We start from the raw sequence: 25,552 nt of genomic DNA on the forward strand, positions 1-25,552 counted from the left end.
TGCCGCCTAGACTGAGTCATTTCCCAATGAGGTGGTAACGATGGCCCGGCAGGGACGGTTGTTCGCGATGGCGTGCCTGGTGCTGGCCATGGCCCTGTGGGGCAGTTCGTTCATCGCCCTCAAGTTCGCCTTTGCCGAACTGCCGCCGATGTGGGTGATCTTCGGTCGCATGGCCCTGGGTAGCCTGGTGTTCCTGCTGGCCTGGCGCTGGCGCGGCCGCCTCGACTATCGCCCGGGTGACTGGCGTTACCTGCTCGCCCTGGCTGCCTGCGAACCCTGCCTGTACTTCATCTTCGAGGCCCTGGCGCTGCAGCACACCAGTGCCACCCAGGCCGGCATGATCACCGCATTGCTGCCGCTGCTGGTGGCGGTGGGCGCCTTCACCTTCCTGCGCGAGCGTGTCGCGCTCAGCACCTGGGCCGGTTTCTTACTGGCGGTGCTCGGCGCCATTTGGCTGAGCCTGGCCGGCGAAGCCGATGCCCATGCACCGAACCCGCTGCTGGGCAACTTCTACGAGTTCGTCGCCATGCTCTGTGCGACCTGCTACACGCTGCTGCTGAAGTTCCTCTCCGAGCGCTACTCGCCGTTCATTCTCACCGCCATGCAGGCCTTCATCGGCTCGCTGTTCTTCCTGCCGCTGGCGCTGATCACCGAGCCGTTGCCGAGCCAGTTCAGCCTGCTCGGCGTCGGCTCGGTCGTCTATCTGGGTATCGTGGTGACGGTTGGCGCCTACGGCCTCTACAACTTCGGTGTCAGCCGCCTGCCGGCCAGCCAGGCATCGGGCTTCACCAACCTGCTGCCGGTGTTCACCCTGATTTTCGCCGCGTTGCTGCTGGGCGAGAGCCTGGCCCCGGCGCAGTACGCCGCTGCCGCGCTGGTGTTCGCCGGCGTGGCGCTGAGCCAGTGGCGCAGCGCTGCACCGGCACCGGCCGGCATTCTGGACTGAGGACCAACCGATGACCGATATCCGCCGCTGGACCCGCGAGGCCGTGCGCATCATCGAAGCGGACTTCCAGCGCAGCGCCGACACCCACCTGATTCCCCTGGCGCTGCCGGGGCTGCCCGGTGTCGAGCTGTACTTCAAGGACGAATCCAGCCACCCGACCGGCAGCCTCAAGCATCGCCTGGCGCGCTCGCTGTTTCTCTATGCCCTGTGCAATGGCTGGCTCAAGCCCGGTGCGCCGGTGATCGAGGCTTCCAGCGGCTCCACGGCGATCTCCGAGGCCTACTTCGCGCGCCTGCTGGGGTTGCCCTTCATTGCCGTGGTACCGGCTTCCACCGCCCGCGAGAAGCTGGCGCAGATCGCCTTCTACGGCGGTCAGACCCACCTGGTCGACGACCCCACGCGCATCCACGAGGAATCCGTGCGCCTGGCCCGCGAGAGTGGCGGGCACTTCATGGATCAGTTCACTTACGCCGAGCGCGCTACCGACTGGCGGGCGAACAACAACATCGCCGAGTCGATCTTCCAGCAGATGCGTCACGAGCGCTTCCCCGAGCCAAGCTGGCTGGTGTCCAGCCCCGGCACCGGCGGCACCCTGGCCACCCTGGGGCGCTATGTGCGCTACCGCCAGCATGCTACCCGCGTGCTCTGCGCCGACGCCGAGCGCTCGGTGTTCTTCGACAGCTACCTCAGCGGCGATCGCAGCCTGACCCTGGACTGCGGCTCGCGCATCGAGGGCATCGGCCGGCCGCGGGTGGAGCCTTCGTTCATGCCGCAGGTGCTGGACGCGGTGTGCAAGGTACCGGATGCGCTGTCGCTGGCGGCCATGCACTACCTGGCGCGGCGCCTGAACCGGCGGGTGGGCGCCAGCAGCGGCACCAACCTGGTCGGTGCGCTGCTGGCGGCACGGCAGATGGTCGAGGCGGGGGAGAGCGGTTCGGTGGTGACCATCCTCTGCGACGGCGGCGAGCGCTACGCCACCAGCTATTACTGCGAGGCCTGGCTGGCGGAACAGGGCTATGAACTGGCGCCGCTGATCGACCGCGTGGCGGCCTGTGTCGAGCAGGGCGGCGCCTTGCCCGACATTCCCCGCAGCGGGCTGTGAGCTGCCTGGCCTAGGGCTTGAGCCAGGCCAGCAGGACGTCGAGCAGGCGATTGGCGAAGGCCCACTCGTTGTCGTACCAGGCCAGCACCTTGACCAGGTCGGTGCCCTGTACCCGGGTGTGGTTGAGGTCGACCACGCAGGACACCGGGTAGCCATTGAAGTCCGCCGAGACCAGGGGCAGGTCGTTGCACTCCATCACCCCCAGCGGCAGCTGGCGGGCGGCCTTGCGCAGGGTGTCGTTGATCGCCTCGCGGCTGGTCGGGTGCTCGCTGCTGAAGGTCAGGTCGAGCAGCGACACGTTGGCCGTCGGCACCCTTACCGCCATGCCGTCGAGGCGACCGTGCAGCTCGGGAATCACCAGGCCGATGGTCTTGGCCGCACCGGTGCTGGTGGGAATCATCGACACGGCGGCGGCGCGCGCCCGGTACAGGTCGTTGTGGGTCTTGTCGAGCAGGTTCTGGTCGTTGGTGTAGGCGTGCACCGTGGTGATCAGCCCCTGGCGGATGCCCACCGCGGTGTGCAGCACCTGGGCTAGCGGCGCCAGGCAGTTGGTGGTGCAGGAGGCATTGGAGACGATCTGCTGGTTGCCCAGCAGGTGATGGTTGACGCCGTACACCACGGTCAGGTCGGCGCTGTCCAGCGGGTGCGACAGCAGCACGCGCGGCGCACCGGCCGTCAGGTGCTGCTCGGCCAGCGCGCGTTTCTTCGCCTTGCCGGTGCAGTCCACCACCACGTCCACGTCCAGCTGCTTCCAGGGCAGCTGGGTCATGTCCTTTTCGCCGATCAGTCGGATCGACTGGCCGCGCACCTGCAGCACGTCGTCGTGCAGGCCGACATGGCCATTGAAGCGGCCGAAGGTGGAGTCGAAGCGGGTCAGGTGGGCGAGGGTCTTGAAGTCGCCGGTTTCGTTGATCGCTTCGATGTGTATCTGGCTTTCCAATCCGCGCTCGAACAGGGCGCGGATCAGGGCGCGACCAATGCGCCCGTATCCGTTCAGGGCAATGCGCAGCATGGCAGTCTCCGACTGGCTGGGTCCGTCTTCAGCATAGGCGGACCCCGGCCGGCGTGCCTGGCTACTGACTGCGCGCGCCACCATAGGAGGCGCAGCCGCGCAGCACGCTGCCGTTCAGGCGCAGTTCGGCGCTGAGGTGCTGCACCGCGCCGCTCATGCTGTCCACGCAATGTTCCGGCGTCAGCCACAGCTCCAGGCGCTGGCCATTGGCCTCGCTACTCAGGCTGAGGCTGCCATTGGGCATCTGCTCCTCCAGATAAGGCAGGGCCAGCGGCTCTTCACTGGGGCGCAGCAGCACCAGGCCCTCTTCGCCGACCCCCAGGACCCAGTCCGGCTCGTGGCCGCTGGCGCGCAGCAGCAGACGATCGAAGCCTGGCTCGTCGCAGCCCGGGCCTTCACCCTGTACGCGATAGACCTGGTCCAGGCGTACCTCGCCGTCCAGATCGGCCTGCGTGCTGCCCTGGGGCCAGCCGCGCAGGTCGACGAACAGGCTGCTCTGGCCGTCGGCACGGAGGCTGTCGACATCGCGGCGCAGCTCGCCGGTCTTTTCGCTGACCAGGCCCAGGCGGCGCTGCTCACCGCACGGACGCAGGAGCAGGCGATCCTGCTCGAGGGTCAGCTCGCCCTGCAGGCGCACGGCCGGCGTGGTGGGCGTTGGCGGAACATAGACCTGGAACAGCTGGCAGCCGGCGAACAGCGGCAGCAGGGTGAACAGCAGGGGACGGACGTTGGGCATGGTGCTCTCCTTGCGACAAGCGGCAACGTTACCCAGCACGGCCGGCCAGCTCAAGGGCGGAAACACGCCGCAACCTTGTATAGTCGCGCGCCAGCAGCCATCCTCAGGACAGGAACCTCCGAGTGTGACCATGGATAGAGGCACCGGCTCAGGCCTGTCGTTCGCCAAACGCATCTACCTGCCGCGCAGTATCGGCCTGGGTATCGGCTTCTTCTGTGTCGCCGCCGGCCTCTGGCCCCTGTACTCGACGCCCTGGCTGTGGGCGCTGCTGGTATTCAACGGTTTTCTCTGGCCGCACCTGGCGTATCAGCTGGCACGGCGCTCCGCCGCTCCTTACCAGGCCGAGCGGCGCAATCTGCTGATCGACTCGGTGTTCGGCGGCTTCTGGGCCGCCGCCATGCAGTTCAACGCGCTGCCGAGCGTGACCATCCTGGCGATGATGGCGATGAACAACATCGCCGCTGGTGGTGGGCGCTTCTTCGCCAGGGGCTGCGTGGCCATGCTGCTGGGTGTCGGGCTTGCCATGCTGCTGTTCGGCCCGGCCCTGGCGCCGGACACCAGCATGCCGCAGCTGTATGCCTGCCTGCCGATGCTGATCCTCTATCCGCTGGCGCTGGGTTCGGTCAGCTACCGCCTGAGCATCAAGCTGGCCGAGCACAAGCAGGCACTGCGCGCCGCCAGCCGCACCGACAGCCTGACCCGGCTGTATAACCACGGTTATTGGAAGGATCTGCTGCAGGAAACCTTCAGCCAGTGTCGGGGCGGTCAGCAGCGCGCCACCGTGGCCCTGATCGACGTGGACAACTTCAAGCAGATCAATGACCAGCACGGCCATCTGGTCGGTGACAGCGTGTTGCGCCTGCTCAGCGAGCGGCTGGCGGCCAGCCTGCGCCAGGACGACATGGCCGGGCGCTATGGCGGCGACGAGTTCTGCGTGATCCTGCCGAACACGCCGCCGGTGCTGGCCGGCGAGGTGATGGAGCGCATGCGCCGTGAGCTCGCCGATGTACGCAGCCCGCTGGCGCCCGGCCTGCGCCTCAGCCTGAGTATCGGCCTGGCTGGCTACAGCCCTTTCCACCTGGATGCCAGCCACTGGCTCAAGGCCGCCGACCAGGCGCTGTACCAGGCCAAGCAGAACGGCCGCGATCAGGTGGCGATCGCCAGCGATACGCCGCTCGCACAGCCCGCTGCAGGCGCCTGAGTTTGCAGCGCGCTTCGGGCATGGCAGGCTAGTGCCTCTTTTCTCTGCACGGGAACGCCCATGTCCAGCGCCATCGAAGGTTTCGAGCCCCTCACCGCCACCGAGGTGCGCATCCTCGGCTGCCTGATCGAGAAGCAGGCCACCACGCCGGAAACCTATCCACTCACCGTCAATTCGCTGGTGCTGGCCTGCAATCAGAAGACCAGCCGCGACCCGCTGATGAACCTCACCGAGGGCCAGGTTGGCCAGGCCCTCCGTGCGCTCGAAGGGCGCGGGCTGACGCGCCTGGTGATGGGCGGCCGGGCCGACCGCTGGGAGCACCGGGTGGACAAGGCCCTGGAGCTGGTCAAACCACAGCAGGCGCTGCTCGGCCTGCTGTTCCTGCGCGGGCCGCAGACCATCAGCGAGCTGCTCACGCGCAGCAACCGCCTGTATCAGTTCGAGGACGGCGCCGAAGTGCAGCACCAGCTGGAGCGCCTGATCGGCCGCGAGCTGGCCTGCCTGCTGCCGCGCCAGAGCGGCCAGCGCGAAGACCGCTACATGCATCAGCTCGGCGAGGAGGCCGACCTGCAGGCGCTGCTGGCCACGCGCCAGGCCGATGCGCCGGCGCGCGCGGCGCAGGATGACCCGCGCATCGCCGAGCTGGAGGCCCGCGTGGCCGCCCTCGAGGAGCGCCTGAGTCGCCTGGAAAGCGGTCAGTGAAGTTTTAACCAGGCTTCAGGATTCATTAAGACTCGCTGCCGATACTCCCCCCCAAGGCAAACCAGAGGGGGAGTGCCATGGGTCATCCCGATTGGAACACCAGTTTTCCGCTGCCGCTCGGCAGCGATTCCGAACGTAGTGCCAGCCTGTGGCTGGCGCAGGCCGAGAGCGCACAGCGACAGGCTTTCGAGCAGTTCATCCGCCAGCGTTTCGACGAGGCGCACGGGGCGCGGATCAGCAGCTTCATGCCCGACCTGTTCGGCCTGCACGACGCCGAGCAGCAACTGAGCGCCGTCTGCGGCGCGCGCCTGGCTGTCGAACAACCGCTGTTTCTCGAACAGTACCTGGATGCTCCGGTGGAGCAGATCATCGCCCGCCTGGCGGAGCGCCCGGTGGTGCGCGACGAGATTGTCGAAGTCGGCAACCTGGCGTCGATCAGCGCCGGCAGCGCGCGCATGATCATCGTCATCATGACCTGTCTGCTGGCCCAGCGCGGCCTGCAGTGGGTGGTGTTCACCGGCGCCGCCTCGCTGATCAACAGTTTCCATCGCCTGGGGCTGGAGCCGCTGCGCCTGTGCTCGGCCGATCCGAGCGTGCTCGGCGAGCAGCGCCACGATTGGGGCCAGTACTACGCCCAGCGTCCGCAGGTGTTCGCCGGCAGCATCCAGCTCGGCTACCGCCAGCTGTGCGAGCGCGGTATTCCGCAGCGCCTCGGCTTGCGCTCCAGTTGTGTGGAGGCGCCCCATGCGGCCTGATCCCCTGTTCGCGGCGCTGCAGCACCACGCCGTGCAATGCCCCGCCGCCCTGGCCCTGAGCGACAGCCAGCGGCAGGTCGATTACGCCCAGCTGTGGCGTGAGGTAGAGGCCCGTGCGGAGCAATTGCGTGCCCTGCAGGTGCCGCTGCTGGCCCTGGCCCTGAACAACGGCTGTGAGGCGCTTATCTGGGACCTGGCGGCGCTGCGCGCCGGCGTCGCCTGCCTGATTCTGCCGCCGTTCTTCAGCCCGGCGCAGCGCGCCCACTGCCTGGAGCAGAGCGGCGCCACCCTGGCGCTGGCCGAAGGGCCGTTCGCCGAGGAACTGGCACCGCTGGGCTTCGTCGCCGCCGGCGAGTTCTGGCGTCGTGACAGCGCGCCGGCCGGCCTGCCGCTGCCTGCCGGTACGGCGAAGATCACCTACACCTCCGGCACCACCGGCGCGCCCAAGGGCGTGTGCCTGAGTGCCGAGGCCATGCTGCGGGTCGCTGCCGAACTGGAGCTGGTCAGCCGCGAATGCGCGCCGCAGCGCTACATGGCGGTACTGCCTCTGGCCGTGCTGCTGGAAAACCTCGGTCTGTACGCCGCGCTGATCGCCGGCGCCACTCTGCACCTGCCGACCCAGCAGGAGCTGGGCATGAGCGTTGCCGGCGCGGTCGAGTGGCCGAAGCTGTTCGGGCAGATGGTCCAGCGCGGCTGCCAGAGCCTGATCCTGGTGCCGCAGCTGCTGTTCGGCCTGGTGGTGGCGGTGGAGCGCGGCTTCGTCCCGGCAGCTGGCTTCCGTTTCATCGCCGTCGGTGGCGCCCGGGTTTCGCCGGAGCTGCTGGAACGCGCGCAACGCGTCGGCCTGCCGGTATTCGAGGGCTACGGCCTGTCGGAATGCGCCAGCGTGGTCTGCCTCAATCGCCCCGGCGCCCAGCGCCCCGGCACGGTCGGGCGGCCGCTGCCGCATGTACAGGTGCGCCTGGCCGAGGATGGTGAAGTGCTGGTCGCCGGTTCGACCTTGCTCGGCTACCTCGGTGACGAGCCCTTCGCAGGGCAGTGGTGGCCTACCGGCGATATCGGCGAGTTCGATGCCGACGGCTATCTGAGTCTGCGCGGGCGCAAGAAACACCAGTTCGTCACCAGCTTCGGCCGCAACGTCAACCCCGAGTGGGTCGAGGCCGAGCTTACCCAGGGCGGCGTGCTGATGCAGGCCTTCGTCTATGGCGAGAGCCTGCCGAGCAACGTCGCGCTGCTCTGGCCGCTGGACCCGAACTGCGCCGATGCAGCCATCGACGCCGCTGTACAGAAAGCCAACGCCGGCCTGCCGGATTACGCCCGAATCGGGCGCTGGGTGCGCCTGGATACACCCTTCAGCCCCGCCAACGGCTTGCTCACGGCCAATGGCCGACCCAAACGCGACGCCATCCTGGCGCGCTACCGCGAACACTTTTCCGAACCCGTCAACGCCTGAGGTATCCCATGAAATTCTTTGACCAACTGCAGGAATCTACCCGCGAAGACCGCGAAGCCCTTTACGCCGTGCCGGTGATCCGTGAGGCGCTGTCCGGCCAGGTCGGCCTGGAAGGCTATGTCGCCTTCCTGACCCAGGCCTACTACCACGTGCGCCACACCGTGCCGCTGATGATGGCCTGCGGTGCGCGCCTGCCGTCCTCGCTGGAGTGGCTGCGCAAGGCGGTGTGCGAATACATCGACGAGGAATACGGCCACGAGCAGTGGATCCTCAACGACATCGCCGCCTGCGGTGGCGACGCCGAGGCCGTGCGCCTGGGCCAGCCGAGCCAGGCCATCGAACTGATGGTCAGCTACTTGTACGACACCATCGCCCGTGGCAACCCGGTCGGCCTGTTCGGCATGGTCAACGTGCTCGAGGGCACCAGCATCGCCCTGGCCACCCAGGCCGCCGGTACCATCCAGCAGCGCCTGGCCCTGCCGCCGCAGGCCTTCAGCTACCTGACCTCGCATGGCGCCCTGGACATCGGCCACATGCAGCATTACCGCGAGCTGATGAACCGCCTGGAGCGCGACGAGGACAAGGCGGCTGTCATCCACGTCAGCAAGGTGGTCTATCGCCTGTATGCCGACATGTTCCGTGGCCTGCCGCGCACGGTGCAGAACGAGGTGCAGCATGCGCTTGCCTGAGTGCCGCGCGGTGCTCACCGGGGCCAGCGGCGGTATCGGCCTGGCCCTGGCAGAAAAGCTCTGCGCCGGCGGCGCGCAGCTGATCGCGGTGACTCGCCAGGAAGGCGCGCTGAGCGAGCTGCGCCAGCGTTACCCGAAGCAGGTGCGGGTGGTGGCGGCCGATCTCGGCAGTGCCAGCGGGCGCCAGGCGGTGGTGGATGCCGCGCGCGCGCTCGGCGGGGTCAACCTGCTGATCAACGCGGCGGGGGTCAACCGCTTCGCCCTGCTCGAGCAGCTGGATGACCAGGCGGTGGCCGAGCTGCTGGGCATCAACCTGGTCGCCACCATCCAGCTGACCCGCGCCATGCTGCCGCTGCTGCGTCAGCAACGGCAGGCGCTGCTGGTCAACGTCGGCTCCATCTACGGCTCCATCGGCTACCCCGGCTATGCCACCTACTGCGCCAGCAAGTTCGCCCTGCGCGGTTTCTCCGAGGCGTTGCGCCGGGAGATGGCCGACACCGGCGTCGGAGTGCTCTACGTGGCGCCGCGCGCCACCCGCACCTCGATGAACAGTGCGCAGGCGGTGGCCCTGAACAGCGCCCTGAAGGTGGCCATGGACCCACCGGAGAGCGTTGCCGACGCGGTACTGCGCGCCATCGAGCTGGACCGCAGCGAGCTCTACCTGGGCTGGCCGGAAAAATTCTTCGTCCGCCTCAACGGCCTGCTGCCGAGCGTGGTGGACAAGGCGCTGCGCAAGCAGCTGCCACTGATTCGTCAATTCACTCACAAGGAGATGCGCCCATGAAACGCCTGCTGACCCTGATGCTCACGGCTGCTCTGAGCCTACCCGTCTGGGCCCTCGACGAAGCGGGGCAGGCCCGCCTGCACGCGGTGCAGACACGCTGGGCCGAGATCCAGTACCAGTTGCCCGAAGCCCAGCGCGAGGCGGCGCTGGAGAAGCTTGCGGCCGAAAGCGCCGCGTTCACCCGCGAACAGCCGCAGGCCGCGGAAGCCTGGGTCTGGCACGGCATCGTCACCAGCAGCTGGGCCGGCGCCCAGGGCGGGCTGGGCGCGCTGGGCAAGGCCAAGGACGCCAAGGCCTACCTGGAAAAGGCTATTGCCCTCGATCCGGGCGCGCTGCAGGGGTCGGCCTACACCAGCCTGGGCACCCTGTATGACCGCGTGCCGGGCTGGCCGATCGGCTTCGGCGACGAAGACAAGGCCGACCAGTTGCTGCGTCAGGCGCTGCAGGTCAATCCCGAGGGGATCGACAGCCTGTATTTCTGGGGTGACCATCTGCTGCGCCAGGGGCATTATGTCGAGGCCAAGGCGGCACTGGAGAAGGCCAAGCAGGCCGCGCCGCGACCGGGTCGCGAGCTGGCCGACAGCGGCCGTAAGGGCGAGATCGACCAGTTGCTGCTGGAAGTGAACAAGAAACTCAATTGAGGAGGCGGGATGCGCTTGCTGCTGGTCGAGGACGACAAGGCCCTGGGTGAGGGGTTGCGCCTGGGGCTGCGCCAGGAAGGCTACACGGTGGACTGGCTGGAGGACGGCGCCAGTGCGCTGCACGCCCTGCTCAGCGAGGACTTCGACCTGCTGGTGCTGGACCTCGGCCTGCCGCGCATGAGTGGCCTGCAGGTGCTGCGCGAGCTGCGGCGCAGCGGCTCGGCGTTGCCGGTGCTGATCCTCACCGCGCGCGATGCCACCGAGGACCGCATCGCAGGGCTGGATGCCGGCGCCGATGATTATCTGGTCAAACCCTTCGATCTCGATGAGCTCAAGGCCCGCCTGCGCGCACTGCTGCGCCGCAGCGCCGGGCGCGCCGAGCTGCGCATCGAGCACGCCGGGGTCAGCCTCGACCCGTCCAGCCAGCAGGTCAGCTACCAGGGCAAGCCGGTGCCGATGACGCCCAAGGAGTACCTGCTGCTGCACGAACTGCTGTCGCAGCCGGGCAAGGTGCTGACCCGCGAGCGCCTGGCCCAGCTGCTTTACGGCTGGGACGAGGAGGCCGAGAGCAACACCCTCGAAGTGCATATCCACCACCTGCGCAAGAAGCTGTTCAGCAGCCTGATCCGCACCGTGCGCGGCGTCGGCTACCTGGTCGAGGAGCAGTCATGACCTCGATGCGCCGCCGCACCCTGGCCCTGGTGCTGGGGTTGATGCTGCTGGGCACGCTGGCGATGACCCTGTTCAACTACTTCGACAGCACCCACGAGGTCGAGGAAATCTACGATGCCCAGCTGGCGCACAGTGCGCGCCTGCTGCAGGGGCTGATGCGCACGCCGGTGCGCGAGGAAGAGCGCGCCGGCCTGTACCGCGCCTTCAACGAGGCGCTGGCGCAGGCCGGGCAGCGCAGCAAGCCCGGCCACCCCTACGAGAGCAAACTGGCCTTCCAGGTCTGGGATGCCTCCGGTCATCTGCTGGTTCACAGTGCGGGAGCCCCCTCACTGGAAAGCCCATCGCAGCAGGAGGGGTTCGCCGCGCTCGAGCTGGGTCCGCACAAGTGGCGCGGCTTCCTGCTGCGCGACACCGCCACTGGGCTGTTGATCTGGACCGGCGAGCGTGACGATGTGCGCCGCGAGCTGGTGACCAGCATCGTGCGCCACACCCTGTTCCCGACCCTGCTCGGCAGCCTGCTGCTCGCCGCCCTACTGTGGTGGGCCATCGGCTGGGGCCTGGCGCCGCTGCGCAACATGGCCGCGGTGATTCGCGCCCGGCATGCCGACTCGCTGCAGCCGTTGCAGCTCGAACCGCTGCCCAGCGAGCTGGCGCCCATGCAGGCGGCGCTGAACCGCCTGCTGGGGCAGATCGAACAGCTGCTGGAGCGCGAGCGGCGCTTCATCGCCGATGCCGCGCATGAATTGCGCACGCCGCTGGCGGTGCTGCGCGTGCATGTGCAGAACGCCACCCAGGCGCGCGACGAGGCGGAGCGCCAGCAATCGCTGGGCTACCTGCTCGGCGGCATCGACCGCGCCACCCGGGTGGTCAACCAGCTGCTTACCCTGGCGCGCATGGAGCCGCTGATCGAGCGCGGCGAGATGGCCCAGGTCGATGTGCTGGCGCTGGTGCGCGAGACCCTGGCCGAGCTGACTCCCTGGGTGCTCAAGCAGGGCTTGGAGCTGGACCTGGAGGCCGGGGAGGGCGACTACCACCTGAATGCCGACCCCGGCAGCCTGGGCATCGCCCTGCAGAACCTGGTGACCAACGCGGTCAATCATTCGCCGGCCGGCGGCAGGCTGCATGTGCGCCTGAGCGCCGATGCGCAGCGTCTGCTGCTGCAGGTCGAGGACCAGGGGCCCGGCATCCCCGCCGAGGATCTCGAGCGGGTCTTCGAGCGTTTCTACAGTCGCGGCACGGTCCAGGGCGCCGGGCTGGGGCTGGCGATCGTGCAGAGCATCGCCCGCCGGCATGCCGGCCAGATCCGCCTGCGCAACCTCGACAGCGGTGGTCTGCAGGCCAGCCTGGAACTGCCGCGCAGCGCCTGACGTATCATGCTGGTCTTTGCCGACCCGGAGAGCGAGATGACCGAGACCACCAGCCTGCTGCACGAACTGGAACAGGCCGACATGCTGCTGATCGATGGCCTGCATGCCTGGCAGTTCGAGCTGGACGAGCAGGGCCAGCTGAGCGTCGAGTGCATGGACGGCCGTACCCGTCGCCTCTGGCGCTTCAGCGCCGCTGCCGTGGCGGCCGCCCGCCCGGGTGCCGCGCCGGATGCCTGGCATATCGAGGATGCCGAGGGCGCGCACGAGCTGATCTGCCTGGGCGCGATCAGCGCCGACAACGACGATGATGACGAGCCGGACGAGGCCGAGCCGGTGTGATCCGCTGCAAGCGCGTCTATGCGCCGGTCGCCGGCGACGATGGCGTGCGCGTGCTGGTCGACCGCCTGTGGCCGCGCGGCTGCAAGAAGGAAGCCCTGGCCCTGAGTGCCTGGCTCAAGGAGGTGGCGCCGTCGGACAGCCTGCGCAAGGGTTTCTGCCATGATCCGGCGCTGTTCGACGAATTCCGCCTGCGCTATCGCGCCGAGCTGGCGGCCCACCCCGAGCATTGGCAAGGGCTGCTGGAGCTGGCCGGGCGCGGCAGTCTGACGCTGTTGTTCGCCGCCCGCGACGAACGTTGCAACAATGCCCGGGTGCTGGCCGAGTTTCTCGAGGAAGAACTGGAGCGGCGCGGGCCACCCAGCTCGCCGGTGTGCTACGCCGATCAGTAGTTGCCCGAATCGTTGCACACCAGCTCGTCGCTGGCGGCCACTGCGTAGCAGATCATTTTGTCGTCCTTGTAGGGCAGCACCAGGCTATAGCCCGGCTTGCCGTTGACCAGCAGTTGCTGGGCCTTGGTGTCCCAGTCGATGCGCACTTCGTTGCCGCTGTCCCAGTTCCAGTGGGTGAAAAAGTACTGGTCGGTGGCCGCGCAGGTGGTCACCGCGCAGGCGCCCTGGCTCTTCAGCTCGCCGCTCTTGTAGTAGTAACAGGTGCCGCGGCCTTCGCCGCAGCCGGCGTGCGCGGTGCCGGCGAGCAGCAGCGCCAGCAAGGTCGCCGTCAGCCTGTGTTTCAGTCCCACCATAGTTGTACCGCCTGATGTGTCTGCAGCCAGCGCTGCAGGGCCTTGAGGCCGAAGTGTTTGTCGTTTGCCGCAAGCCCCTGCAGCAGTTGCTGGATGTCGGGTGGAAGCTCGTTCTCGATCTGCTCTGCCAGAACGGCGAAGCCGCTCACGGTATCCGGGCAGAATTTGGCGATCTCCCTGGCGAGTTTGCCGAGGTCTTCAGGCAGGCGCTCGAACTGCAGGGTAAAACGGTCGGTGGCCACGTCGAGAAGATGGATGCCGTACTCCTTGTCCCAGCGTTGCAGGCGTTTGACGATGGCCTCGGTGTTCAGGCCGTAATTCGCGCCGTTGGTGTAGTGGCGGTAGAGGTCGAGGTATTTGGCCTTGGTGCCACCGTTCAGTGCTGCCTTGGGAATTGGCTTGCGCTCGGCACCCGGGTGCTGGGCGGCCAGCCAGTCGGCCGCGGCATGGTGGCCTCCTTCGCGTGCATACCAGGCGGCTGTCATGCAGCCGTCGGCACCGTCGACGGCGCGGCACACATCGGCGCCATGACGGACCAGCAACTGCAGCATGTCCAGCTGGCCGCGGTTAGCGGCGCTCATCAGGAGGGTCATGCCGTGTACGTCGGCGTCTAGCCCCTCAACGCTGGCGCCGCATTGCAGCAGCAGATCGGCCACTTCGCCATGGCCGTTGTACAGGGCGGCACCAAGCGGCGAAGCCTGAGGTCCCTCCACCGGGCAGCCGTCGTCCAGCAATGTCCTCACCGCCAACAGCTGGCCGGCCGCTGCTGCGTCTTCCAGGACGAAAAGCTCCTCGCCGCGGCGGTCGGCGCCCGCCGCTTCGAGCAGTTCGCGAATCTTGCGGTACTCGCGCTCCACCACGCGGTCGTGGCGGCGGGTCAGGCAGGTCTGCCAGGGCGTCAGGCCCTCGGCGTCGGCCAGGTCGGGATCGGCGCCCAGCTCCAGTAGCAGAGCCACCACCTTGGGGTAACCCATCCCGCCGCCGATGGCCTCGGTCAACGGGGTATGCCCGCTGCCATCCAGCGCGTTGGGATCGGCACCTGCGGCATGGCGCTGGCGAATGCCGTCGAGGTCGAACCAGTAGGCGCCCAGCAGTATGGGGTCGGCGGCGTGCATCGGACTCTCCTTGTGTGCAGGCTGAAAGCGCTTTTTGCCACAGCCTGCGTACGGCGGGAAGCGAGCGCTGCACATTCGGGCAATCACGATGAAAATCCGCAGGCAAAAGAAAGCCGCCTCGCGGGCGGCTTTCTGCGCAGCGTTGCCGTCAGGCCTTGTCGCGCGCCATGCAGGCGGCGGCGGTGAACAACACGTCGGTGGAGGAGTTCAGCGCCGTTTCGGCGCTGTCCTGCAGGATGCCGATGATGAAGCCGATGGCCACCACCTGCATGGCCACGTCGGCGGGAATGCCGAACAGGCTGCAGGCCAGCGGGATCAGCAGCAGCGAGCCGCCAGCCACGCCCGAGGCGCCGCAGGCGCACACCGCCGAAACCACGCAGAGCAGAATGGCGGTAGCCAGGTCGACCTGGATGCCCAGGGTATGTGCCGCGGCCAGCGCCAGCACGCTGATGGTGATGGCGGCACCGGCCATGTTGATGGTGGCGCCCAGCGGGATGGATACCGAGTAGGTGTCCTCATGCAGGCCCAGGCGTTCGGCCAGCTGCAGGTTGACCGGTACGTTGGCTGCCGAGCTGCGGGTGAAGAAGGCGGTGACGCCGCTTTCACGCAGGCAGGTGAACACCAGCGGGTAGGGGTTGCGGCGGATCTGGCTGAACACGATCAGCGGGTTGATCACCAGGGCGACGAACAGCATGCAGCCGACCAGCACGATCAGCAGATGGGCGTAGCCGGCCAGGGCCTTGAGGCCGGCGTCGGCGAAGGTGGTGGCGACCAGGCCGAATACGCCCAGCGGGGCGCAGCGGATCACCACACGGACGATCAGGGTCACGCCGTGGGACAGGTCGGCGAACATCGCGCGGGTGCTGTCACTGCCATGGCGGATGGCGATGCCCAGACCGATGGCCCAGGCCAGGATGCCGATGAAGTTGCCCTTGAGCAGGGCGTTCACCGGGTTGTCGACCACATTCAGCGCCAGGCTCTTGAGCACTTCGGCGATGCCGCTGGGCGGCGTGGTGCCGGTGGCTGCGTCATGCAGCACCAGGGTCGAGGGCCACAGGCTGCTGGCGATCACCGCGACGATGGCGGCGGCCAGGGTACCGATAAGGTAAAGCATCAGAATCGGGCGAATATGGGTGGGCTGGCCCGGCTTGTGGTTGGCGATGGCCGAGGCCACCAGGATGAACACCAGCACCGGCGCCACGGCTTTCAGCGCGGAGATAAACAGGGTGCCGAGGAAGCCGACTTCATCGGTGGCCTGGGGGGCGAGCAGGGCGAGGGCGATACCGGCGACCAGGCCGATGGCGATCTGCAGGACCAGGCTGGTGCGGTTGAGCAGTTGAACGAGGGGACGAAGGATCATGGGTGATGGTTCCTGTGATTCGACGGGACGCCGATGGACTATCCCGTTGGGCGGCAGGCCGGGTTGGCGGCTGCCGGTTTCCGTGAGCCTCTCGGGTAACGATAGGCGCAGAAAGAAAGGCGGCGATTCTAATGGCCAGGAGAGCGGGATGGTCGCCTTTGGTCGGTTCGATAAATAGAAACGGCCCGCGAGGGGCCGTTTGCGTCAGGCCAGGTGCGTCAGCCGCCGAGGTAGGCGTCGCGTACCTTGGGGTCGACCAGCAGGTCGGCGCCGGTGCCCTGCATGACGATGCGACCGTTCTCCAGCACGTAGGCGCGGTCGGCCAGCTTGAGCGCCTGGTTGGCGTTCTGCTCGACCAGGAACACGGTCACGCCATCCTTACGCAGCTGTTCGATGATGTCGAAGATCTGCTGGATGATGATCGGTGCCAGGCCCAGCGACGGCTCGTCGAGCAGCAGCAGCTGCGGCTTGCTCATCAGCGCACGGCCGATGGCGAGCATCTGCTGTTCGCCGCCGGACATGGTGCCGGCGCGCTGGTCGAAGCGCTCCTTCAGGCGCGGGAACAGGTGCAGGACCTTGTCCAGCTGCTCCTGATTGTCCGCCTTGTTGCCGAAGAAGCCGCCCATGGCCAGGTTCTCCTCGACGGTCAGGCGGGCGAACACGCGGCGGCCTTCCGGCACTACTGCAATGCTCTTGCGCATGATGTCGTAGGACTCCTGGCCGACCAGTTCCTCACCCATGTAGCGGATGCTGCCGCTGGCCGCGCGCGGCGAACCGCACAGGGTCATCAGCAGGGTCGACTTGCCGGCACCGTTGGCGCCGATCAGGGTGACGATCTCGCCCTTTTCGACCTCGATGCTGACGTTGTGCAGGGCCTGGATCTTGCCGTAGAAGGTAGAGACGTTGTTGAAACTCAGCATGGATTACGCCTCCCCCAGATAGGCTTTGATCACGTCCGGGTTGTTGCGGATCTCTTCCGGCGTGCCGTTGGCCAGGGGGGTGCCCTGGTTGATCACGTAGATATGGTCGGAAATGCTCATGACCAGGTGCATGTCGTGCTCGATCAGCAGCACGGTCACGTCATGGTCGTTGCGCAGCATGCCGATCAGCTGCTTGAGATCCTCGGTTTCCCTGGGGTTGAGGCCGGCGGCCGGCTCGTCGAGCATGAGGATGCGCGGGCGCGTCATCATGCAGCGGGCGATTTCCAGGCGGCGCTGCTGGCCGTAGGCCAGGGTGCCGGCCGGACGGTTGGCCACGTCGGTCAGGTTGACCTGCTCCAGCCAGTGCGCCGCGTACTCCATGGCCGCCTTCTCGCTGCGGCGGAAGCTCGGGGTCTTGAGCAGGCCGGCGAGGAAGTTGGTGTTGAGGTGACGGTGCTGGGCCACCAGCAGGTTTTCCACCGCGGTCATTTCCTTGAACAGGCGAACGTTCTGGAAAGTCCGTACCACGCCCTTGCGGGCAATCTTGTGGCCCGGCAGGTGCTGGATCGGCTCGTCGTCGAGCAGGATCACGCCGCCGGTGGGCTGGTAGAAGCCGGTCAGGCAGTTGAACACGGTTGTCTTGCCGGCACCGTTGGGGCCGATCATCGACACGACTTGTTTGGGCTGGACGCTCAGGGCGACATTGTTGACAGCCAGCAGGCCGCCGAAGCGCATGGTCAGCCCGCTGACTTCAAGAATCGGGCGGCTCATGGTTTCAACTCCAGGTGGGGACGTTGCATGGGCAGCAGGCCCTGCGGACGCCAGATCATCATCAGCACCATCAGGGCGCCGAACATCAGCATGCGGTACTCGCTGAACTCGCGCATCAGCTCCGGCAGCAGGATCATCACCACGGCGGCGAGGATGATGCCGAGCTGCGAGCCCATGCCGCCCAGCACGACGATGGCGAGGATGATCGCCGACTCGATGAAGGTGAACGACTCCGGCGTGACCAGGCCCTGGCGCGCGGCGAAGAAGCTGCCGGCGAAACCGGCGAAGGCGGCGCCGAGGGTGAAGGCGGACAGCTTGATCACGGTCGGATTCATGCCCAGTGCGCGACAGGCGATCTCGTCTTCACGCAGGGCTTCCCAGGCACGGCCGATCGGCATGCGCAGCAGACGGTTGATCACGAACAGGGTCAGCAGCACCAGCAGCAGGGCGATCAGGTAGAGGAAGATCACCTTGTTGATGCCGTTGTAGGCAATGCCGAAGTATTCGTGGAAGGTCTGCATGCCCTCGGCGGCGCGGCGCTCGAACGACAGGCCGAACAGGGTCGGCTTCTCGATGTTGCTGATGCCGTTGGGGCCGCCGGTCAGCTCGGTCATGTTGCGCAGCAGGATGCGGATGATCTCGCCGAAACCGAGGGTGACGATGGCCAGGTAGTCGCCGCGCAGGCGCAGCACCGGGAAGCCGAGGATGAAGCCGAAGAACGCCGCCATCAGGCCGGCGATCGGCAGGCACATCCAGAAGCTCAGACCGTAGTAGTGCGACAGCAGCGCGTAGCTGTAGGCGCCCACGGCGTAGAAGCCGACGTAACCCAGATCGAGCAGGCCGGCGAGGCCGACCACGATGTTCAGGCCGAGGCCGAGCATCACGTAGATCAGGATCAGGGTGGCGATGTCCACGGCGCCGCGGCTGCCGAAGAACGGCCAGGCCAGGGCGACCACGATGAGGCCGAGGATGATCCAGCGCTGGGTGGAGGGCAGGGTGAGGAAGTTGCTGGCACCGGCAGGCATCTTCGGTAGGCTGGGCGCGCCGGCCAGGGCACTGCCCAGGCGATCGCGGAACAGCTGCCAGAAGAACATCGCCACGGCTGCCGCGGCGATGGTCCAGAGCACGGCCGGGCTGGCACCGTGCACTTCCAGCTTGATACCAACGGTGGTCAGTTTCAGACCGAGTACCGGGTAGGCCACGGCCAGCACCAGCAGGGCGCTGAAGAAGGCGGTCTTGAGGTTCTTGGTATTCATACTTTCTCGACCTCCGGACGGCCGAGGATGCCGGTCGGACGGAACAGCAGCACCAGTACCAGCAGGCTGAAGGCCACCACGTCCTTGTACTGGTCACCGAAGATGTCGGCACCAAAGGCTTCGGCCACGCCCAGTACCAGCCCGCCGAGCATGGCGCCCGGGATACTGCCGATACCGCCGAGCACGGCGGCGGTAAACGCCTTGATACCGGCGAGGAAGCCGATATGCGGGTTGATCACACCGTATTGCATGCCCAGCAGTACCGCGGCCACGGCGGCCAGGCTGGCGCCGATGACGAAGGTCAGGGCGATGATGTTGTTGGTGTTGATGCCCAGCAGGTTGGCCATCTTGATGTCCTCGGCGCAGGCGCGGCAGGCGCGCCCCAGACGGGACTTGGAGATGAACAGGGTCAGGCCGTACATCACCAGGAAGGTGACGACGAAGATCAGGATCTGCATGTAAGAGATCACCACGCCATTCATGGTGCTCTCGCCGAACACGATGTTGCCGGGGATCAGGTTGGCGATGGCCTTGTCTTTCGAATCCTGCGCGAGGAGCACTTCGTTCTGCAGGAAGATCGACATACCGATGGCGGAGATCAGCGGGATCAGGCGGTTGCTGCCGCGCAGCGGCCGGTAGGCCACCCTTTCGATGCTATAGCCGTAGGCGCTGGCGACGATGATGCTGGCGGCGAAGGCGCCGATGATCAGCAGGGGTAGGCTGTCCAGCCCCATCATGGTCAACCCGGCGATGACGATGAAGGCTACATACGAGCCAATCATGTACACCTCGCCGTGGGCGAAGTTGATCATGCCGATGATGCCGTAGACCATGGTGTAGCCGATGGCGATCAGGGCATAGGTGCTGCCAACGGTCAGACCGTTAACCAGCTGTTGCAGGTAGTGATAGAGCTCAGGCATTACCTAACTCCTCGGCGCGGTCCGTGAAGCGGCGCTTGTGACGCGACGGATGGCCGGAAAACTCGATAAAACAAAGCCCACTGCTCGCGCAGTGGGCTTTGGGTTCAGGCGGGAAGCTTACTTGGCTTCGGTTTTGGTACCGTCCTGGTGCCACTCGTAGACCACGAAGCTGAAGTCCTTCAGGTCACCCTTCTCGTCGAAGGCCAGGGTGCCGGTCGGGGTCTCGAAGCTGTTGGCGCGCAGCGCGGCAGCGACTTTGTCGGTGTCGGTGCTGCCGGCCTTCTTCATGCCTTCGGCCATGACCTGTACGGCGGCGTAGGCCGGGAACACGAACGGGCCGCTCGGGTCCTGGTTCTTGGCCTTGAAGGCTTCGACCAGTGCCTGGTTCTTCGGATCCTGGTCGAAGGACTTCGGCAGGGTCACCAGCAGGCCTTCGGAGGCCGGGCCGGCGATGGCGGAGATTTCCTTGTTACCCACGCCTTCCGGACCCATGAACTTGGCCTTCAGGCCTTTCTCGGCGGACTGACGCAGCAGCAGGCCCAGTTCCGGGTGGTAGCCGCCGTAGTAGACGAAGTCGACGTTGGCTTGCTTGAGCTTGGAGATCAGCGAGGAGAAGTCCTTGTCGCCGGCGTTGATGCCTTCGAACACGGCAACCTTGGTGCCTTTGCCTTCCAGGGTCTGCTTGACCGCGGTGGCGATGCCTTCGCCGTACTGCTGCTTGTCGTGAACGACGGCAACGGTCTTCGGCTTGATGTGGTCGGCGATGAAGTTGCCGGCGGTCGGGCCCTGCAGGCTGTCCAGGCCGATGGTACGGAATACCAGCTGGTAGCCACGAGCGGTGATGTCCGGGCTGGTGGAAGCCGCGGTAATCATCATGATGCCTTCGTCTTCGTAAATGTCGGACGCCGGCTGAGTGGAGCTGGAGCAGAGGTGGCCAACGACGTATTTCACTTCGTCGTTGACGATCTTGTTGGCTACGGCCACGGCTTGTTTCGGATCACAGGCGTCGTCGTACTTGACGCCTTCGAGCATTGCACCGTTCACCCCGCCGGCCTTGTTGATCTGCTCGATGGCCATTTCGGCACCGATGAACTGCATTTCGCCGTACTGGGCAACGGCACCGGTCACCGGACCGGCCAGAGCGATCTTGATGGTGTCAGCAGCCATCGAATAGCTGGCGGCACCGGCCAGGGCCATAGCGGCAAACAGCTTGGTCACTTGCTTGGTAGCCTGTTTCATAGTGCTCCACTCTTATAGGTGTTGTTCGTTCTTGTAATCCATGCGGCCAAAGCTGCAGGACCGGATCAGGATTCCCGGTCACGCTCCCCCGGCAACTGTACCGGCACAGTGTAGAACCCTGTTTCGCGGCTTGAAAAGCACGCATTTGGAAGCGTGGCAGGGGGGTGTCGCTTAATTGAAATAAACGTACAGAATAACGGCGGGATTTTTCAGTGACTGCAAGGTCCTTCTACGGCGGGATATTCGAGGTTGGACTTGTCTGGTGAGAGGCCGGCGCTATGATGGCGCGCCGTGTACTTTCTACCCAGAACGAGTCATGACCGAACAGACAAGCACCCTTTATGCCAAGCTTCTTGGCGAGACGGCCAGGATTTCCTGGGCAGAGCTCCAACCCTTCTTCGCCCGCGGCCAGTTGCTGTGGGTTGCCGCCAGCATGGACCTGGTGGAAGTCGCGCAGGCCGTGGCCGAGGACGATCGCAGCCGAGTCGCGGCCTGGCTGCAGGCCGGGCAGCTGGCCAAGGTCGCTGAGGCACTGGCGCAGGACTACCTCGCGCGTGATCCGGAACTCTGGGCGGTGGTGGTGTCACCCTGGGTACTGATCCAGGAGCGCGGCGCTGGTGCATCACTGCACTGATCAGGGTCATTTGCGTGCTGTATTGCTGGTCTAGAATGAGGTTTTTGACCAGCAAGGAGAGGCGCCATGTTTGAACCGGGGCATTTACACAGAGCCAGTCTGCCTGGCCAACTGGATTTCGCCGTTGATCTTTTCTACGAGGTGCGCCACGACCCCAAGGAAGGTCAGATGGTCCACTTCCGCATGGAAGGACAGATCGCCGGCAGGGCATTCAAGGACGAGTTCGAGCTGCATCGCGACACCGCGTTCAACTTCGCCAGCGTAATCTCGCGCGTGGCGGCCAAGCATGGTTTCCCGACCAATCACTCGCTGATCATGCGCGGTCACGATGAGTTCGACCGGATGTTCAATGACATCCGTGACAAGCTGGGGGCCAAGCCGGGTGAGACGGTGAATTTCGATCACCTGGAGAAGGATGGGCTCTGAGCCGCTTCTAATAATAAAAAGCCCCGCCTCTGCGGGGCTTTTTATTGGTCACGGTAAGTAGGGCGGGCTCAGGAGCTGAGTGCAAGCAAGCGCTGCGAGAATTCGGCAGGCAATAAAAAAGCCCCAGGCTTTCACCTGAGGCTTTTGAATTTGGCTCCGCGACCTGGACTCGAACCAGGGACCCAATGATTAACAGTCATTTGCTCTACCGACTGAGCTATCGCGGAACAGCGGTGCGTATCCTACTGATTAAAAAGGGGAAGTCAACACCCGGAAGGCGACTTCCTCGATTTGTTTCAGAGCACCTGGACGATGGCCTTGGTGACGGCGTCCAGATTGTTGCGGTTCAGCGCGGCGACACAGATGCGACCGGTGCCGACGGCGTAGATGCCGAACTCGGTCTTCAGGCGCTCGACCTGCTCGGCGGTCAGGCCCGAGTAGGAGAACATGCCGCGCTGGCGGGCAACGAAACTGAAGTCGCGCTTGGCGCCAAGGGCGGCCAGCTGCTCGACCATGGCCAGGCGCATGTCGCGGATGCGCTCGCGCATCTCGCCCAGTTCCTGCTCCCACAGGGCGCGCAGCTCGGGGCTGTTGAGCACGCTGGCGACCACGGTGGCGCCGTGGGTCGGCGGGTTGGAGTAGTTGGTGCGGATCACGCGCTTGGCCTGCGACAGCACGCGGCTGGCTTCGTCCTTGCTGGCGGTGACGATGGACAGTGCGCCGACGCGCTCGCCGTACAGCGAGAAGGACTTAGAGAACGAGCTGGAGACGAAGAAGGGCAGGCCGGACTCGGCGAACAGGCGCACAGCGAAGGCGTCCTGGTCGATGCCCTCGCCGAAGCCCTGGTAGGCGATGTCGAGGAAGGGCACGTGCTCGCGCTCGCGCAGCACTTCCAGCACGGCTTTCCAGTCATCCAGGCTCAGGTCGACGCCGGTCGGGTTGTGGCAGCAGGCGTGCAGCACGACGATGGAGCGGGCCGGCAGGGCCTTGAGGTCTTCCAGTAGGCCGACGCGGTTCACGCCATGGCTCGCGGCGTCGTAGTAGCGGTAGTTCTGCACCGGGAAGCCGGCGGACTCGAACAGCGCGCGGTGGTTTTCCCAGCTCGGGTCGCTGATGGCGACCACGGCGTTCGGCAGCAGGCGCTTGAGGAAGTCGGCGCCGGTCTTCAGTGCGCCGGTACCGCCGACGGCCTGGGTGGTGACCACGCGGCCTTCGGCCAGCAGGGCGGAGTCGGCGCCGAACAGCAGCTTCTGCACGGCGCTGTCGTAGGCGGCGATGCCCTCGATCGGCAAGTAGCCGCGTGGCGCGTGGGCCTCGATGCGCGCCTTCTCGGCCTCGGCCACGGCGCGCAGCAGCGGAATTCGCCCCTCCTCGGTGAAGTAAACGCCCACGCCCAGGTTGACCTTGTGCGGACGGGGGTCGGCGTTGAAGGCTTCATTCAGGCCCAGGATCGGGTCGCGCGGCGCCATTTCGACGGCGGAGAACAGACTCATGATTGCGGCGGTCTCGGAGAGGAGAAGGTTGGGATGCGGCAACGCCCGCTAGGGGGTTGCATAAAGGGGCCGCTATTATAGCCACCCCGGTTGTGCGCGGCGACAGCGCCAGCGCCCAATTCCAAGCTTTGACGCTCGCCGCAGCGGCGCGTCACAGAGGATTGATCATGTCGCAGTTTCAGCTCGTCACCCGCTTCAAGCCTGCCGGCGATCAGCCCGAGGCGATCCGCCAGATGGTCGAGGGCCTGGAGGCCGGCCTGTCGCACCAGACCCTGCTGGGCGTGACCGGTTCGGGCAAGACCTTCAGCATCGCCAACGTGATCGCCCAGGTGCAGCGGCCGACCCTGGTGCTGGCGCCGAACAAGACCCTGGCGGCGCAGCTGTATGGCGAGTTCAAGAGCTTCTTCCCGAACAACTCGGTCGAGTATTTCGTCTCCTATTACGACTACTACCAGCCGGAGGCCTACGTACCGGCCTCGGACACCTTCATCGAGAAGGACGCCTCGATCAACGACCACATCGAGCAGATGCGTCTGTCGGCGACCAAGGCGCTGATCGAGCGGCCGGACGCCATCGTCGTCGCCACCGTCTCCTCCATCTACGGCCTGGGTAGCCCGGAGGAGTACCTGAAAATGGTGCTGCACATCGATCGCGGCGACAAAATGGACCAGCGCGCGCTGCTGCGCCGCCTGGCCGAGCTGCAGTACACCCGCAACGACATGGACTTCGCCCGCGCCACCTTCCGCGTGCGCGGCGACGTGATCGACATCTTCCCGGCCGAATCGGACCTGGAGGCGATCCGTGTCGAGCTGTTCGACGACGAGGTGGAGAGCCTGGCGGCCTTCGATCCGCTGACCGGCGAAGTGATCCAGAAGCTGCCGCGCTTCACCTTCTACCCCAAGAGCCACTACGTGACCCCGCGCGAGACCCTGCTGGAGGCGGTGGAGCACATCAAGGTCGAGCTCAAGGAGCGCCTGGACTACCTGCGTGCCAACAACAAGCTGGTGGAGGCGCAGCGCCTGGAGCAGCGTACCCGCTTCGACCTGGAGATGATCCTCGAGCTGGGCTACTGCAATGGCATTGAAAACTACTCGCGCTACCTCTCCGGTCGCGCGCCAGGCGAGCCGCCGCCCACTCTTTATGACTACCTGCCGGCCGAGTCGCTGCTGGTGATTGACGAATCCCACGTCACCGTTCCGCAGATCGGCGCCATGTACAAGGGCGACCGCTCGCGTAAGGAAACCTTGGTCGAGTACGGCTTCCGCCTGCCTTCGGCGCTGGACAACCGGCCGATGCGCTTCGAGGAGTGGGAGGCGGCCAGCCCGCAAACCATCTTCGTCTCCGCCACGCCCGGCCCCTACGAGGCCGAGCATGCCGGGCGGGTGATCGAGCAGGTGGTGCGCCCCACCGGCCTGGTCGACCCCCTGATCGAGGTGCGCCCGGCACGTACCCAGGTCGACGACCTGCTGTCGGAAATCCGCAAGCGCGTGGCGGTCGAGGAGCGGGTGCTGGTCACCACCCTGACCAAGCGCATGGCCGAGGACCTCACTGACTACCTGGCCGACCACGACGTCAAGGTGCGCTACCTGCACTCGGACATCGACACGGTGGAGCGGGTGGAGATCATCCGCGACCTGCGTACCGGCGCCTTCGACGTGCTGGTGGGCATCAACCTGCTGCGCGAAGGCCTGGACATGCCCGAGGTGTCGCTGGTGGCCATCCTCGATGCGGACAAGGAAGGCTTCCTGCGCAGTGAGCGCTCGCTGATCCAGACCATCGGCCGCGCCGCGCGCAACCTCAACGGCAAGGCCATCCTCTATGCCGACAACATGACCGGCTCGATGGAGCGCGCCATCGGCGAGACCGAGCGGCGGCGCAACAAGCAGCTGGCCTTCAACGAGGCCAACGGCATCGTGCCCAAGGGGGTCAAGAAGGATATCCGCGACATCCTCGAAGGCGCCGTGGTGCCCGGTGCACGCAGCAACAAGCGCAAGGCAGCGGCCAAGGCAGCGGAGGAGAGCGCCCGCTACGAGGCCGAGCTGCGCTCGCCGAGCGAGATCACCAAGCGCATCCGCCAGCTGGAAGAAAAGATGTACCAGCTGGCCCGCGACCTGGAGTTCGAGGCCGCCGCGCAGCTGCGCGACGAGATCCAGAAGCTGCGTGACCGCCTGCTGCAGGTCTGAGCTCCTGTAGCCCGGATGCAATCCGGGAAGCGCCCCCGGATTGCATCCGGGCTACAGGGAAGGCGTAGCGTGGCGGTCGAGGCTCGCGGGTTTT

The 25,552-nt window shown here is 66.2% G+C and carries 27 protein-coding genes and 1 tRNA gene; 16 read left to right on the plus strand and 12 right to left on the minus strand.

All coding sequences use genetic code 11. The features are described 5' to 3' along the window. Positions 1 to 40: 40 nt before the first annotated feature. Together PA6_RS14585 and PA6_RS14590 are read left to right on the plus strand one after the other, a co-directional pair. Positions 41 to 946, plus strand: a complete 906-nt coding sequence (locus PA6_RS14585; RefSeq protein ID WP_021701705.1) for a DMT family transporter — start codon at positions 41 to 43, stop codon at positions 944 to 946. Between the two features lie 10 nt (positions 947 to 956). Further along, positions 957 to 2,048, plus strand: coding sequence for a PLP-dependent cysteine synthase family protein (locus tag PA6_RS14590; RefSeq protein ID WP_021701706.1), 1,092 nt, complete (start codon positions 957 to 959; stop codon positions 2,046 to 2,048). A gap of 10 nt (positions 2,049 to 2,058) precedes the next feature. Here PA6_RS14590 and gap read toward each other — a convergent pair whose 3' ends face one another. Then, positions 2,059 to 3,060 carry a type I glyceraldehyde-3-phosphate dehydrogenase gene (gene gap / locus PA6_RS14595; protein WP_021701707.1) on the minus strand — a complete coding sequence of 334 codons (1,002 nt, stop codon included), beginning with the start codon at positions 3,058 to 3,060 and terminating at the stop codon, positions 2,059 to 2,061. Positions 3,061 to 3,121: 61 nt separating this feature from the next. Further along, positions 3,122 to 3,796 (minus strand): COG3650 family protein, encoded by a 675-nt coding sequence (locus tag PA6_RS14600; RefSeq protein ID WP_021701708.1) that lies wholly within the window; start codon positions 3,794 to 3,796, stop codon positions 3,122 to 3,124. 130 nt (positions 3,797 to 3,926) lie between these two features. Here PA6_RS14600 and PA6_RS14605 point away from each other — a divergent pair, with 130 nt between their 5' ends. From PA6_RS14605 to PA6_RS14655, 11 genes are all read left to right on the plus strand, one after another. Beyond that, positions 3,927 to 4,997 carry a diguanylate cyclase gene (locus PA6_RS14605; protein WP_043216738.1) on the plus strand — a complete coding sequence of 357 codons (1,071 nt, stop codon included), beginning with the start codon at positions 3,927 to 3,929 and terminating at the stop codon, positions 4,995 to 4,997. 60 nt (positions 4,998 to 5,057) lie between these two features. Continuing rightward, on the plus strand, positions 5,058 to 5,699 hold the full coding sequence (locus tag PA6_RS14610) for a YceH family protein (protein WP_021701710.1): 642 nt from the start codon (positions 5,058 to 5,060) through the stop codon (positions 5,697 to 5,699). Between the two features lie 77 nt (positions 5,700 to 5,776). Next, the gene (locus PA6_RS14615; RefSeq protein WP_021701711.1) at positions 5,777 to 6,454 is read left to right on the plus strand and encodes a thermostable hemolysin; all 678 of its coding nucleotides are present in this window, start codon (positions 5,777 to 5,779) and stop codon (positions 6,452 to 6,454) included. Next, a complete protein-coding gene (locus PA6_RS14620) occupies positions 6,444 to 7,907 on the plus strand; it encodes an AMP-binding protein (protein ID WP_021701712.1) in 1,464 nt (487 codons plus the stop codon). Before PA6_RS14615 ends, PA6_RS14620 begins: the two co-directional genes overlap by 11 nt. Before the next feature lie 8 nt (positions 7,908 to 7,915). Then, positions 7,916 to 8,596, plus strand: a complete 681-nt coding sequence (locus PA6_RS14625) for a TenA family transcriptional regulator (protein WP_021701713.1) — start codon at positions 7,916 to 7,918, stop codon at positions 8,594 to 8,596. Next, on the plus strand, positions 8,583 to 9,380 hold the full coding sequence (locus PA6_RS14630) for an SDR family oxidoreductase (RefSeq protein ID WP_021701714.1): 798 nt from the start codon (positions 8,583 to 8,585) through the stop codon (positions 9,378 to 9,380). Before PA6_RS14625 ends, PA6_RS14630 begins: the two co-directional genes overlap by 14 nt. After that, positions 9,377 to 10,021 carry a tetratricopeptide repeat protein gene (locus tag PA6_RS14635; protein WP_021701715.1) on the plus strand — a complete coding sequence of 215 codons (645 nt, stop codon included), beginning with the start codon at positions 9,377 to 9,379 and terminating at the stop codon, positions 10,019 to 10,021. Before PA6_RS14630 ends, PA6_RS14635 begins: the two co-directional genes overlap by 4 nt. Before the next feature lie 9 nt (positions 10,022 to 10,030). Further along, on the plus strand, positions 10,031 to 10,693 hold the full coding sequence (locus PA6_RS14640) for a response regulator (RefSeq protein ID WP_021701716.1): 663 nt from the start codon (positions 10,031 to 10,033) through the stop codon (positions 10,691 to 10,693). After that, positions 10,690 to 12,060: an ATP-binding protein gene (locus PA6_RS14645; RefSeq protein WP_021701717.1), complete on the plus strand. Its 1,371-nt coding sequence runs from the start codon at positions 10,690 to 10,692 to the stop codon at positions 12,058 to 12,060. The genes PA6_RS14640 and PA6_RS14645 overlap by 4 nt, the downstream gene beginning before the upstream one ends. Before the next feature lie 6 nt (positions 12,061 to 12,066). Beyond that, entirely contained in the window at positions 12,067 to 12,399 is a 333-nt protein-coding gene (locus PA6_RS14650) for a DUF5629 family protein (protein ID WP_021701718.1), read from the plus strand. After that, the gene (locus tag PA6_RS14655) at positions 12,396 to 12,788 is read left to right on the plus strand and encodes a DUF488 domain-containing protein (RefSeq protein ID WP_021701719.1); all 393 of its coding nucleotides are present in this window, start codon (positions 12,396 to 12,398) and stop codon (positions 12,786 to 12,788) included. Before PA6_RS14650 ends, PA6_RS14655 begins: the two co-directional genes overlap by 4 nt. On the opposite strand, the gene PA6_RS14660 is transcribed toward PA6_RS14655, so the two are convergent. The 8 genes from PA6_RS14660 to PA6_RS14695 all read right to left on the minus strand — a co-directional run bounded on the left by PA6_RS14660 (position 12,782) and on the right by PA6_RS14695 (position 20,722). Then, positions 12,782 to 13,141 (minus strand): hypothetical protein, encoded by a 360-nt coding sequence (locus PA6_RS14660; RefSeq protein ID WP_021701720.1) that lies wholly within the window; start codon positions 13,139 to 13,141, stop codon positions 12,782 to 12,784. The two genes, PA6_RS14655 and PA6_RS14660, sit on opposite strands and share 7 nt — an antisense overlap. Continuing rightward, positions 13,129 to 14,256 (minus strand): ankyrin repeat domain-containing protein, encoded by a 1,128-nt coding sequence (locus PA6_RS22525; protein ID WP_021701721.1) that lies wholly within the window; start codon positions 14,254 to 14,256, stop codon positions 13,129 to 13,131. Before PA6_RS22525 ends, PA6_RS14660 begins: the two co-directional genes overlap by 13 nt. A 148-nt stretch (positions 14,257 to 14,404) precedes the next feature. After that, positions 14,405 to 15,616 (minus strand): serine/threonine transporter SstT, encoded by a 1,212-nt coding sequence (gene sstT, locus PA6_RS14670; protein WP_021701722.1) that lies wholly within the window; start codon positions 15,614 to 15,616, stop codon positions 14,405 to 14,407. Positions 15,617 to 15,834: 218 nt separating this feature from the next. Then, positions 15,835 to 16,536 carry an ABC transporter ATP-binding protein gene (locus tag PA6_RS14675; protein ID WP_021701723.1) on the minus strand — a complete coding sequence of 234 codons (702 nt, stop codon included), beginning with the start codon at positions 16,534 to 16,536 and terminating at the stop codon, positions 15,835 to 15,837. 3 nt (positions 16,537 to 16,539) lie between these two features. Continuing rightward, positions 16,540 to 17,307 carry a high-affinity branched-chain amino acid ABC transporter ATP-binding protein LivG gene (livG, locus tag PA6_RS14680; protein ID WP_021701724.1) on the minus strand — a complete coding sequence of 256 codons (768 nt, stop codon included), beginning with the start codon at positions 17,305 to 17,307 and terminating at the stop codon, positions 16,540 to 16,542. Then, the gene (locus PA6_RS14685; RefSeq protein ID WP_021701725.1) at positions 17,304 to 18,563 is read right to left on the minus strand and encodes a high-affinity branched-chain amino acid ABC transporter permease LivM; all 1,260 of its coding nucleotides are present in this window, start codon (positions 18,561 to 18,563) and stop codon (positions 17,304 to 17,306) included. Before PA6_RS14685 ends, livG begins: the two co-directional genes overlap by 4 nt. Continuing rightward, positions 18,560 to 19,483 (minus strand): high-affinity branched-chain amino acid ABC transporter permease LivH, encoded by a 924-nt coding sequence (gene livH / locus PA6_RS14690; RefSeq protein WP_021701726.1) that lies wholly within the window; start codon positions 19,481 to 19,483, stop codon positions 18,560 to 18,562. Before livH ends, PA6_RS14685 begins: the two co-directional genes overlap by 4 nt. A 117-nt stretch (positions 19,484 to 19,600) precedes the next feature. Continuing rightward, positions 19,601 to 20,722, minus strand: a complete 1,122-nt coding sequence (locus PA6_RS14695; RefSeq protein WP_021701727.1) for a branched-chain amino acid ABC transporter substrate-binding protein — start codon at positions 20,720 to 20,722, stop codon at positions 19,601 to 19,603. A gap of 316 nt (positions 20,723 to 21,038) precedes the next feature. On the opposite strand from PA6_RS14695, the gene PA6_RS14700 reads away from it, so the two are divergent. Next, positions 21,039 to 21,356: a DUF2288 domain-containing protein gene (locus PA6_RS14700; protein WP_021701728.1), complete on the plus strand. Its 318-nt coding sequence runs from the start codon at positions 21,039 to 21,041 to the stop codon at positions 21,354 to 21,356. Between the two features lie 66 nt (positions 21,357 to 21,422). Continuing rightward, entirely contained in the window at positions 21,423 to 21,782 is a 360-nt protein-coding gene (locus tag PA6_RS14705) for a DUF5064 family protein (RefSeq protein WP_021701729.1), read from the plus strand. Between the two features lie 151 nt (positions 21,783 to 21,933). Here PA6_RS14705 and PA6_RS14710 read toward each other — a convergent pair. Next, positions 21,934 to 22,009, minus strand: a tRNA-Asn gene (locus PA6_RS14710). Positions 22,010 to 22,078: 69 nt separating this feature from the next. Continuing rightward, positions 22,079 to 23,275 carry an amino acid aminotransferase gene (locus tag PA6_RS14715; protein ID WP_021701730.1) on the minus strand — a complete coding sequence of 399 codons (1,197 nt, stop codon included), beginning with the start codon at positions 23,273 to 23,275 and terminating at the stop codon, positions 22,079 to 22,081. A 167-nt stretch (positions 23,276 to 23,442) separates the two neighbouring features. Here PA6_RS14715 and uvrB point away from each other — a divergent pair, with 167 nt between their 5' ends. Next, a complete protein-coding gene (gene uvrB, locus PA6_RS14720) occupies positions 23,443 to 25,458 on the plus strand; it encodes an excinuclease ABC subunit UvrB (RefSeq protein WP_021701731.1) in 2,016 nt (671 codons plus the stop codon). The last annotated feature ends 94 nt before the right edge of the window (positions 25,459 to 25,552 follow it).

Origin of the sequence: Aquipseudomonas alcaligenes NBRC 14159 (assembly GCF_000467105.1) — a bacterium.
GTDB classification, from domain to species: domain Bacteria; phylum Pseudomonadota; class Gammaproteobacteria; order Pseudomonadales; family Pseudomonadaceae; genus Aquipseudomonas; species Aquipseudomonas alcaligenes.

Excerpts from the sequence above, each read along its gene's own strand:
- PA6_RS14700 (WP_021701728.1), top strand. The coding sequence starts at position 21,039 with ATGACCGAACAGACAAGCACCCTTTATGCCAAGCTTCTTGGCGAGACG.
- PA6_RS14625 (WP_021701713.1), top strand. The coding sequence starts at position 7,916 with ATGAAATTCTTTGACCAACTGCAGGAATCTACCCGCGAAGACCGCGAA.
- livG (WP_021701724.1), bottom strand. The coding sequence starts at position 17,307 with ATGAGCCGCCCGATTCTTGAAGTCAGCGGGCTGACCATGCGCTTCGGC.
- uvrB (WP_021701731.1), top strand. The coding sequence starts at position 23,443 with ATGTCGCAGTTTCAGCTCGTCACCCGCTTCAAGCCTGCCGGCGATCAG.
- PA6_RS14675 (WP_021701723.1), bottom strand. The coding sequence starts at position 16,536 with ATGCTGAGTTTCAACAACGTCTCTACCTTCTACGGCAAGATCCAGGCC.
- PA6_RS14585 (WP_021701705.1), top strand. The coding sequence starts at position 41 with ATGGCCCGGCAGGGACGGTTGTTCGCGATGGCGTGCCTGGTGCTGGCC.
- PA6_RS14635 (WP_021701715.1), top strand. The coding sequence starts at position 9,377 with ATGAAACGCCTGCTGACCCTGATGCTCACGGCTGCTCTGAGCCTACCC.
- PA6_RS14645 (WP_021701717.1), top strand. The coding sequence starts at position 10,690 with ATGACCTCGATGCGCCGCCGCACCCTGGCCCTGGTGCTGGGGTTGATG.
- PA6_RS14620 (WP_021701712.1), top strand. The coding sequence starts at position 6,444 with ATGCGGCCTGATCCCCTGTTCGCGGCGCTGCAGCACCACGCCGTGCAA.
- PA6_RS14715 (WP_021701730.1), bottom strand. The coding sequence starts at position 23,275 with ATGAGTCTGTTCTCCGCCGTCGAAATGGCGCCGCGCGACCCGATCCTG.
- PA6_RS14600 (WP_021701708.1), bottom strand. The coding sequence starts at position 3,796 with ATGCCCAACGTCCGTCCCCTGCTGTTCACCCTGCTGCCGCTGTTCGCC.
- PA6_RS14590 (WP_021701706.1), top strand. The coding sequence starts at position 957 with ATGACCGATATCCGCCGCTGGACCCGCGAGGCCGTGCGCATCATCGAA.
- PA6_RS14640 (WP_021701716.1), top strand. The coding sequence starts at position 10,031 with ATGCGCTTGCTGCTGGTCGAGGACGACAAGGCCCTGGGTGAGGGGTTG.
- PA6_RS14695 (WP_021701727.1), bottom strand. The coding sequence starts at position 20,722 with ATGAAACAGGCTACCAAGCAAGTGACCAAGCTGTTTGCCGCTATGGCC.
- PA6_RS22525 (WP_021701721.1), bottom strand. The coding sequence starts at position 14,256 with ATGCACGCCGCCGACCCCATACTGCTGGGCGCCTACTGGTTCGACCTC.
- gap (WP_021701707.1), bottom strand. The coding sequence starts at position 3,060 with ATGCTGCGCATTGCCCTGAACGGATACGGGCGCATTGGTCGCGCCCTG.
- PA6_RS14605 (WP_043216738.1), top strand. The coding sequence starts at position 3,927 with ATGGATAGAGGCACCGGCTCAGGCCTGTCGTTCGCCAAACGCATCTAC.
- PA6_RS14610 (WP_021701710.1), top strand. The coding sequence starts at position 5,058 with ATGTCCAGCGCCATCGAAGGTTTCGAGCCCCTCACCGCCACCGAGGTG.
- PA6_RS14685 (WP_021701725.1), bottom strand. The coding sequence starts at position 18,563 with ATGAATACCAAGAACCTCAAGACCGCCTTCTTCAGCGCCCTGCTGGTG.
- sstT (WP_021701722.1), bottom strand. The coding sequence starts at position 15,616 with ATGATCCTTCGTCCCCTCGTTCAACTGCTCAACCGCACCAGCCTGGTC.
- PA6_RS14705 (WP_021701729.1), top strand. The coding sequence starts at position 21,423 with ATGTTTGAACCGGGGCATTTACACAGAGCCAGTCTGCCTGGCCAACTG.
- PA6_RS14615 (WP_021701711.1), top strand. The coding sequence starts at position 5,777 with ATGGGTCATCCCGATTGGAACACCAGTTTTCCGCTGCCGCTCGGCAGC.
- PA6_RS14660 (WP_021701720.1), bottom strand. The coding sequence starts at position 13,141 with ATGGTGGGACTGAAACACAGGCTGACGGCGACCTTGCTGGCGCTGCTG.
- PA6_RS14650 (WP_021701718.1), top strand. The coding sequence starts at position 12,067 with ATGCTGGTCTTTGCCGACCCGGAGAGCGAGATGACCGAGACCACCAGC.
- PA6_RS14630 (WP_021701714.1), top strand. The coding sequence starts at position 8,583 with ATGCGCTTGCCTGAGTGCCGCGCGGTGCTCACCGGGGCCAGCGGCGGT.
- livH (WP_021701726.1), bottom strand. The coding sequence starts at position 19,483 with ATGCCTGAGCTCTATCACTACCTGCAACAGCTGGTTAACGGTCTGACC.